Annotated in this window: 1 protein-coding gene; it reads left to right on the top strand. The window is 57.9% G+C overall.

Translation table 11 applies throughout. The features are described from left to right. The coding region (locus BOP96_RS29200; RefSeq protein WP_138726274.1) for a hypothetical protein at window positions 1–290 on the top strand (290 nt) is incomplete at both ends.

Raw genomic sequence — 290 nt, 5'->3', positions numbered from 1 at the left:
AGCGATGCGTATGACAACCGTCTACGCATTTGCCGTGATCGTTCCGGGCGGATTGAGCGGCTGGATAACGGCGCGGGTCGCTCGTTGCTGTTGCGTTATGAGCTGGATCGCATCGTTGCGGTGGACTACCAGGTGCATCGCGCCAAAGGGCGTGAGCCCTACGTGTGGGAGACCGAGCAGAACCTTGTTTCCTACGCCTATGACGAACATGGACGACTGGTTTGCGCGACCAATGCTGTCGGTGAAAGCGAGCGTTATCGGTACGACGATCAGCACGTCATTCTTGAGCG

The sequence above is a fragment of the Pseudomonas sp. FSL W5-0203 genome (genome assembly GCF_001896155.1).
Classification (GTDB): Bacteria; Pseudomonadota; Gammaproteobacteria; order Pseudomonadales; family Pseudomonadaceae; genus Aquipseudomonas; species Aquipseudomonas paracarnis.
This window is presented reverse-complemented; position numbering and strand designations above follow the sequence as displayed.